The organism is Phocaeicola sp., from assembly GCF_048170425.1.
Lineage (GTDB): Bacteria > Bacteroidota > Bacteroidia > Bacteroidales > Bacteroidaceae > Phocaeicola.
Window position 1 is genome coordinate 1 of record NZ_DBEXBB010000236.1, and the last position, 9259, is coordinate 9259.

5 protein-coding genes are annotated in these 9259 nt (G+C 40.3%); all 5 read right to left on the reverse strand.

Going from position 1 to position 9259, the window contains the following annotated elements:
• Positions 1-1919, reverse strand: a 1919-nt coding sequence (locus ACMJ0U_RS09410; protein ID WP_417129708.1) for a DUF4458 domain-containing protein, incomplete at its 3' end; no start/stop codon positions are given.
• Between the two features lie 10 nt (positions 1920-1929).
• The gene (locus ACMJ0U_RS09415; protein ID WP_417129709.1) at positions 1930-3501 is read right to left on the reverse strand and encodes a DUF5003 domain-containing protein; all 1572 of its coding nucleotides are present in this window, start codon (positions 3499-3501) and stop codon (positions 1930-1932) included.
• Positions 3502-3526: 25 nt separating this feature from the next.
• Positions 3527-4423, reverse strand: a complete 897-nt coding sequence (locus tag ACMJ0U_RS09420) for a DUF4984 domain-containing protein (protein WP_417129710.1) — start codon at positions 4421-4423, stop codon at positions 3527-3529.
• Between the two features lie 22 nt (positions 4424-4445).
• The gene (locus ACMJ0U_RS09425) at positions 4446-5960 is read right to left on the reverse strand and encodes a RagB/SusD family nutrient uptake outer membrane protein (protein WP_417129711.1); all 1515 of its coding nucleotides are present in this window, start codon (positions 5958-5960) and stop codon (positions 4446-4448) included.
• Positions 5961-5975: 15 nt separating this feature from the next.
• Positions 5976-8909 carry a SusC/RagA family TonB-linked outer membrane protein gene (locus tag ACMJ0U_RS09430; protein WP_417129712.1) on the reverse strand — a complete coding sequence of 978 codons (2934 nt, stop codon included), beginning with the start codon at positions 8907-8909 and terminating at the stop codon, positions 5976-5978.
• Positions 8910-9259: the final 350 nt, after the last annotated feature.

A 9259-nucleotide genomic window follows, 5' to 3' on the forward strand; every position in this document is an offset into this window, starting at 1 on the left:
CTTGCATCAAATATATCAGGGAATTCTGTCAATTCATTATGTGAAAAAGATAACGACTCCACATCGTCCATGCCACAAAATATACCATTTGCATCTGTAGCAATACTTGCAATCTTATTATAATCAAAAGTCGCCTGGACCAAATTCACATCTTTCCCAAAAGCAGGAAGAGCTGTCAACTTATTGTATATCATATCAATCTTACCCAACTTCTTCATCTTAGAAACTTCTACAGGTAAAGATGCGATATTATTATAGCCTAAATAAAGAATCTGCAAAGATTTGCCAGCTTCACCTTCTGCCAATGCTTTAATTCCATCTGGGAACGCTGCTGCCAGTTGAGGATTCATTGCCATATTCAACTGAGTCAGGTTCTTCATTCTAGCCAATTGGGCAGGGAATACTGTCAAGTGCGAGCAGTTGTAAATCTCAAGATCTGTGCAGCTTTCCAGATTGCCTAAAGCATCCGGCAAACTTGCAATAGGTGAATTGGCAATATATAACACTTCAAGTTTCTGCAACTTTCCAATTGCTTCACTGATACCTGTAATACCGTTGGTCATGTCACCATGAATTACATCCTTAGGCTGTACTATGGATTTCTTAATGGCTGGTTGCCCAGATTCTACCATACAGCGTTGCATCTGCACATCCCAGTCCTGTCTGGAATCACGCAATGCAAAATTATCCATGTAGTCAGAACGAAGCTTTTCAAGAACTGCAGGAGTCAAACCACCCTTTAAATCAGCCAACGGATTTTCCCCGGGGCGCAATTTATCATTGTGTGTACCTAAAGCCAGACTTTGAAGTTCTGTAAACTCACCAATCACATCAGGCACTATTCCTGTCGGATTAAAATCACCAATAGACAAACCTATAACACGGCCATTCTTATCAAGGCTTACTCCCGGCTGGTCGCCCCACATGTCCACATCTTTGTTATCAAAATCCCAGTTGGTTCCTTGCGGATAGCTTTCACCTACATAAGACCAGTTTGAACCTCCCAACTGCTCCCACAAAGTACGAAGATTATAATAGTCTTTTATGTTTGCTGCTGTTTCCAATATAGTAACAGGTACTTTTGCTTCCGTCTGCTTGTTATCAGTGACCGTAAATGTAGCCTCACCTAATACTTCATCATTAAAATATTGCAGAAGTTCATTACGGTTATATGCCGCATACGAAAGAATCTTATAAGTTCCTACCTCAACTGCAACGAGTGAATCAATCTTACCTACAGAAGTACGATAACCGATACCCTGACCATCAAAGTCTTCTACATACGTTACGCCCAAAGACTTAAACTCCTGAGTTTCCTTGGTATCCATATTCTGAACCTTTATATCCACTTTATTAATATCGCTAAATGGATAGGGTTCAGAATCACTTGCACCACGAGATGCCTGAATATTCTTTATCAATTCAAACTTTACTATACCTTTACCTATTGCATCAACCAGCAGGTCCTGCATAACAAGCCCCCCACTTACAATTGTGAAGGTTGTTTTTTCAGACGGGATACCGGCAAAAATAGGCTCTTTCTCTGCTCTATCGTAAAGATAAAAACCTACCACAGTATATTCACCCGGCTGCAATTCCAGTTTGTCACTACGCAAACCGTATTCTGCACTTTGTTCATCATACGCATGCAACATAAGTGTCTGAGAGAAGTCATAATCATTGCTTCTCAATACTACTTTCACTTTATTTGCCTCATAAAGTGAATCAAGTACATTTCCACCTGCACGAGAGGCCTCATCTTTTACATAAGATGCGCTCTTGTACACCTTAAACTGTACATAACCGTTACCGGTCTGAAACACTTCTTTGTCATCATTACATCCAAAACCTAAAAATAACAACGACAGAAGAATCAGGTTAGTACAGATCACATGTATATTTCTTAGTTTCTTAATCATATCATGCATTTTATTGGATATTTAATATCAATACTTTACAAACCATTCCAAAATCATCTTTAAATATAACAAGCAAAGATTCATTTCCACACTGGAAATACACATTACTATTTTCATAAGTATCCCCTTCTTTGCTTACCGCAATTGATGAATCTGGGCTCCATGGATTAGAGAAAGATCTTACTTCACATGAACCGATAGGAGAATTTTCACCAAAGTAGTTTTTGATATAAGGAGTAATGATTACCTCGCTCTTTGCCGATACAGAATAATTAAATATATAATCATTCTTATTCTCATTATCTGCAAAATAAAGTTGATTAACAGCCTCCAGCACATCCGGATTCAAGATTTCTCCCATGCCCTGGGTAGCTTCGATATCACCTTCACCATTTACATTTACTTTCACAGGAACAACAGAAGAAGTTTGTGAACTTTCCTGATCAAATACCATCACAATATATTCATCACTCACATCCTCAGAAAGATCCGTTCCCTCAGGATTTAACAAAGTATTCATATCAGACCATGTACCTCCATGAGAAAGTTCATCATACACACTTTTAGGGAATACCAGTATATAACCTCTTCTTTTAGCTGATGTATTTTCCTGCACATCACACAACTCCAAATTCCCATGAGCATCATCTTTGATATCAAAGAATGCTTTTGCTCCATCAACTCCATCTATCCAAAGATAGTCTCCATCCTGATAAACAGACTTCACCACATATTCACTGTTCTTTGCTAAAACTCTAAATGACAATGGGAAAGAAAGTTTTTCAGGTTCGTCATCACCTTCTGTCAATCCGCCTGTCCAGTATTGCAGTCCATCCGTTGAAACACTCCAGTTCCACTTCGTAGAAATTCCTCTGATAACTAGCTCATCGACAGGCAATCCAGTATATTTTACAGGTACATCTGCATAACGTTCTTCTCCCTGCATCTTGAAGCGAAGGCTTCCTGTCCATTCATTTGCCAAATAATCATCTGTAATCTCCATAGTAAGTTTTGCCTGCTGGTGCATGTCTCCCTTCACTGGTGGGTTCTTTACAGCTAACCATTCCGGCAATGAAGCTTGATCAAATTCCCAAGGGAAATTCAACGTAAAACTCTCAGTAAAGCTCAAAGTGGTACTTGTTCTAGAAAAATTCAACAATAAAGGAGCTTCTTCCGTAAAGATTTCACCTTCTTCACCTACAGCCAGCAACATTTCACCCTGCCGAGTCAGTTTTGCAATGACCTTTTCCACATCACCCTGCTTCAAGGTAATTTCGGCCTGCATTTCTCCATAATTCAGCATGTCTTCATTTACAGACACCTGTACGGTCTGCTTTCCAGCCTGTCCGCTAATAGAAGTCATTCCATTAGAGAATCTACACCACAAAGTTGAAGAATACAGTTTCCAATCCATTGAGGCATCAAAAACGATTTCAACAGACTCTCCCGCTTTCACCGAGAGGATTTGTTCTTCTTCTGGGAAAGAAGGAGTCACAGGTGACCCTTCATCCTCAGAACAAGCTACAACCATCGCAGCTACAGCCATAAGCCACATTTTTGATAATATGTTTATATATTTCATACGTCTATTCTTTTGACATTACGTGTTAATATCCTTGTTTCTTCAGATAATTATATTCTTCTTCAGAAATCCATTCAACTACAGTCGGGTATGTACCTATCGGACCAGCTGACTCATATCCCTCCACATAGAAAGTGTGATATAACAGAGCAAACCCCTGACATACATTAAAGTATGAAACTACTCCTGTATAAGGCACAGCCAAAACCATATCTGTTCCCAATACCGCTCCACCACTAATCTCTGACAACTTGGTAACCGCTTGAGTTTCCATTTCCACCTTAGGTTCAAGGGGTTTCTGCGTATTGAAACTGATTTTCAAATCCATTCCATCCAAGAAGAAATCATTGATAATAACCCCGTTCTCTTTTTCCGGATCTTGTTCAACAGTCACCAGGCGGAATTCCGTATTCTGCATATAGTCCGTAAAGAAATTAGAAGTGACCTTAGCATATCCTACAAAACGCTGAATATCAAACGGGCAAATCTTTACAAACTGCACCTTTGTTTCATCCCCGTATATATCCCAAATTTTTTCTTGTGGTGCAACCAATCTCAGATTGATACCCAAAGAATCCGTATCCTCAAAGTTCTCATAGAAGCCTTTGATTTTTACAGAAGAAGCCAATTCTCCAGCTTTAATGGTAACAGAATTCGACTGCAGTTCATAATGTAATCCTTCAATGGCATTACTTCCCTTATCGACTACCTCTACGGCATACGTACGATCATAATCACATGCCGTAGTAGCAGATATAGGAATATCATAATAGGTCTCTGAGTTTTGTATAGCAATGGTCTGCAACGAATCAGAGAACATCACATAATCAGGACCTGCATAGGAAACACGGTCTTCACTGCATCCAACAAACAATGTGGCAGCAAAGGCAATTATTCCCAATTTTCCGAAAAATCTTTTCATCGTTATTCCTTTATATTATTCGTTATTTATTACTTTCATTCGGTTCAATGGCAGAACCCGGCAAGTCAAGTTCATGCTGCGGAATTGGCCATACAAACAACGGATTTCCAGCCTCTATTTTCAGACTGCTTCCATCGCTCACACTTTGTTCCTGAGGCTTACGTTCAAAGCCTTTTCCCCAACGCTTCAAATCCTGCAAGCGGAATCCTTCCATAAACAATTCACGAAGACGCTCTTTGTCAATTTCATCCAGCCAGTTTTCTGAAGTCAGAGTAGCAGAGCCATACGTTTGGTAGCGTGCCTGGCGCAAAGTAGAAATATCAGCAGATGCCTTTGCAAAGTCTTCTTTCTGGCAATATGCCTCGGCACGAATCAGATACTGCTCTGACAAGCGGAATACTTTCGGCATATTCACATGATAAATACGATAATTAGAAACAAACTCCATATTTCCATAATACTTCATCAGCAATGGCCAAACCAAGCCATGAGAATATCCGGTCGGCATATTCTGGAAGAAAGAAACATAACGCAAGTCATTTCCCTCATACGTGTTCAGCGCAGCTTGCCCAGGCACATAATCCGGACGATAACTGATTTCATCAAAATTCAAGAACACCTGTCCCAAGGCACCACCATAGGATGTGGGCAAGAAACCGACTTTCCAGATGGTCTCAGTAGAGGCATCATATTTCCACATATAGTCATAATATGACATGTCGTTCGTATAGACTGTAGTAGCACTTGAAAGCAGATACAAATTACTGTCAATCAATTTCGATGAATACTTAATGGCATTATCCCAATCCTGCATATAGAGGTATACACGAGCCATCAGGGCCTGCACCGTAAATTCATTAAAATAGGGCGAATCATAATAGTCAGATGCCACAAGCGTAGTACCTTCATCCGGCTCCATATAATCATAAGCTTTTGCCAAATCATTCAGGACAAACTGATATGAATCATACAAAGAGGCACGCTTCATTTCGCCCGGGTTAGAATAGCTTGACACAAGCACTACCCCCAGTTCATCCTTAGCAGTAGCCGGATCGTATGCTTTACAGAAACATTTGATTAATTCTGAATAAGCCAGAGCACGGGCAAAATATACTTCTCCCTTATACGCTTCCAGTTTCTCGTAAGCATCATCATCTACAATGTCATTTTCCCATTTAGCCACTTGTTCAAAAAAGAAGTTACAGTCACCAATTACTTTATAAAGTGAACCGTAAACGGCTTCAATATCTGCATTGGTAGGATTGATGTTCCAGCGCCAGATATCACCATAAGTATTGGAATAGCCATTTACAGCATATACCAAATCTGACTGGATATCAGGCAACAAAGTCAGATTACCACTATACAGATAACGACTCATGAAGTCTGAGTAAATTCCCATGACAGCCTGATTGGCTTCTTCCACTGTAGTAATGGACTGATCGGCCAGAATAGCATGTGTAGGGTCCTTGTCCAAACATGAAGTAGAGAACAGCATCGCCGCTACTCCTAATAAATATATTTTAAAGTTTCTCATCGTTGTCTTCAGCTTTTAAAAATTCAATTCTACGCCCAAAGTAAACTGACGTGACATAGGATACTGTGCACGGTATATGTTAGAAGAAAATTCTGGATCGAGTCCGGTGAACTTAGTAAATGTCAATAAGTTCTGTCCTTGTACATATACACGTGCTCCGTTAAAGAATTTCGTACTTTTCAATACACTCTGAGGTAGATTGTAAGAAAGCATCAGGTTCTTCAAACGCAAGAAAGAAGCATTTTCCAGGTAATGCGTATCAAACTGAGGTGTGATTCCATGGCGAGGAATATCTGTCACATCTCCTGGTTCTTTCCAGCGGTCATAAAGCAAACGTTTTGACTGATTGTAAGAAGTATACAAACCATTACTTTCATCCATAATACGGTCATTGTTGTAAGCCCAACGGTCTGCCATCCAGCTGAACTGTGCAGAAAGCATCAAGCCCTTCCATGAAAGAGTCGTTCCGAAACCGCCCTGCCAAGGAGCAATGAAGCTCTTTCCTTCAATCAACACACGGTCTTCTTCGCTGAACACATTAGTTATCTCACCGTCTTTAGTGTACCAAAGTGCATCACCGTTCGCCGGATTCACACCTGCATAACGTACCATGTAGAAGTTTGCTACGTCGTGTCCTACTGCATACATGTTTACGTTACTGTCTACATACTGATCAATTCCGTTATAAAGTTCTGTAAGCTTGTTCTTATTGAAAGAAGCATTAGCAAACACATTCCAGGTAAAATCTTTTGTACGGATAATGTCTGCATCTACCGACAATTCAATACCACGGTTAACCATTGCACCTACATTGTCCCAATAAGCTCCGTAACCTCCATCGGCATAGCTCACAGGCACCTGCATCAACATGTCAGTAGTCAGCTTATTATAAAATTCGGCTGTAAAGTTTATACGGTCAAAGAAACCCAGACGCAATCCCACGTTAGTTGTCCAAAGTTTTTCCCAAGTAAGATTCTCATTTCCACGCTGTGAAGGTTTGATTCCTGTTTCACCCAGATAGTTGGAACTACCTGTCACCAAAGCCAGATGCTCATAGTTAGAAATAGAAGAGTTACCAGAGGTACCCGTACTGAACGTCAGCTGGGCATTGGTTAGCCAGTCATAACCCTTAAAGAATTCTTCCTTCTTGAAGTCCCACATCAGACCTACAGACCAGAAACCAGCCCAACGGTTGTCTTTACCAAAACGTGAAGAAGCATCTGCACGTACAGAGAAGTCTGCATAATATTTGCCATCTAAGTTATACTCACCACGTCCAAAGAAAGACAAGAAAGCATATTCCGTAGTAGAATCACCCCATGAAGCTGCAAATGAACCTGACGAAAGATTTACCAGTGCGTCATTGTTCTGCTTGCTTGTAGTAACATTGAAATTCTCTGAATGATAATTCACCCCTTCCTGACCCAGCATAAAATTAAAATCATGTCGGTTCTTCAGGTTAAAGCGATAATTAACCGTATTGGTAATGGTCAGAGTCAGGTCATCTAACGATGAGCGTCCAGCACTACCTAATCCTGCATTCAAAGAATAACTTGGAGTAGAGGTAGAGAAAGCAGTATCATGTGAATAGTCCACACCAAACTGAGAACGGATTGTAAGTCCTTCAATTGGAGTCACTTCAGCAAAAACCGATGAAATCACTTTATAGGTTTTATATGTAATCGGATTGTTAGTCAACCATTCAATAGGGTTTACTCCACTTCCTTTCCAGGTTCCATCATTAGTAGAAGCCAAAGAACCATCTTCATTGTAAGGATTCCAGTAAGGCAACATAAAGTGTGATGCTGAAATCGGCGCATAAATGGCGTAATCTCCATCCACAGCCTGCTGTGTTTCCTGATATGCAAGCATGGTACTTGTTCCCAGTTTCAACCATTCTTTTGCACGGTTCTCTACATTGGCACGCACATTATAACGACGGAAAGAAGAACCGAAGGTAATACCATCCTGATCAAAGAATCCTCCCGACACATAATAGTTCGTTTTTTCGGTAGCACCATTCACGGCAAGTTCGTAACTCTGGGTAGGAGCATTGTTGTTAAACACTTCATCCATCCAGTTTACGTCTATACCTCTTACCTTATCATAATACTCATCACCGAGGTCAAGGCCTATTTCTTTTTCATATTGTATACGTTCTGCCGTATTCATCATATCCCAGTTACTTCCGGCCAGCTGTGAGAACCCCCACTGACCACGGAAAGTCACATTGGCATCTCCTACATTACGTCCACGCTTAGTGGTAATCACCACTACACCGTTTGCGGCACGGGCACCATAGATAGAAGTAGAAGAAGCATCTTTCAGCACTGAAATACTTTCAATGTCACTAGGACTGATTGAATTAAAGCTTGATGACTCTACAGGAACTCCATCCAAGATAAACAACGGAGTAGTACCAGAGTTAATAGAGTTTGTACCACGAATCTGGAAAGTGGCTGCACGGCTAGGTTCACCAGAAGCTGCCATCACGGTCAAACCCGGTGTCTGTCCCTGCAATGCCTGGTCAAAGCTGGCAGTAGGCACATTTTCCAGTTTTTCACTTTTCACAGTCGACACAGAACCTGCAATGGTACCTTTCTTACGCACACCATACGCCACGACTACCACATCATCTATCAGCTGTGAGTCGTCTGCCATTACCACATTCAATATGCCTGTACGGGAATTCACTCGCAGTTCCTGTGTCTGCATACCGATATAAGAGAAGACCAAAGTGGTTTCACCACCCTGAATCTGCAACTCATAGTTACCGTCAATGTCGGTAACCACTCCATTAGTAGTTCCTTTCTGCAAAATAGATACTCCTATCAGTGGCTCATTCCCCGTTTTTGACACCACATTTCCCTTGACCACATACGACTGAGCCAAGATTGACTGAATACCTAATACAGCAAAAAAGAGTAACCAAAGACTAAATCTTTTCATCTTTCGCCTGTTATAAAATTAATGATTAAATAAAAAAATACAACTAAATACAAAAAAATAGCCACACTAGCCCCACTGTCAAGCGCAGCCAAATATGCACAGAAAAACACATTCCTAATTAAGAAGTATTCTCCAGAAAAAAGGATGAACAGTATCATCCATTAAAGCTCTCTCCAGAGCTTAATAGACATACTAATATGAATCACGTGATTTCACATTGCGAAATACCAGATCCTGATTATCAATGCTAAAAATCACATAAAATGAATTTATATTCATACCCCCTATACATATTAATAATTTAGGTTGCAAAGGTATATAAAAACTATAATATGACATATTTTTATCTA

Coding starts and splice junctions, on each gene's coding strand:
- ACMJ0U_RS09415 (WP_417129709.1), bottom strand. CDS start 3,501: ATGAAATATATAAACATATTATCAAAAATGTGGCTTATGGCTGTAGCT.
- ACMJ0U_RS09420 (WP_417129710.1), bottom strand. CDS start 4,423: ATGAAAAGATTTTTCGGAAAATTGGGAATAATTGCCTTTGCTGCCACA.
- ACMJ0U_RS09425 (WP_417129711.1), bottom strand. CDS start 5,960: ATGAGAAACTTTAAAATATATTTATTAGGAGTAGCGGCGATGCTGTTC.
- ACMJ0U_RS09430 (WP_417129712.1), bottom strand. CDS start 8,909: ATGAAAAGATTTAGTCTTTGGTTACTCTTTTTTGCTGTATTAGGTATT.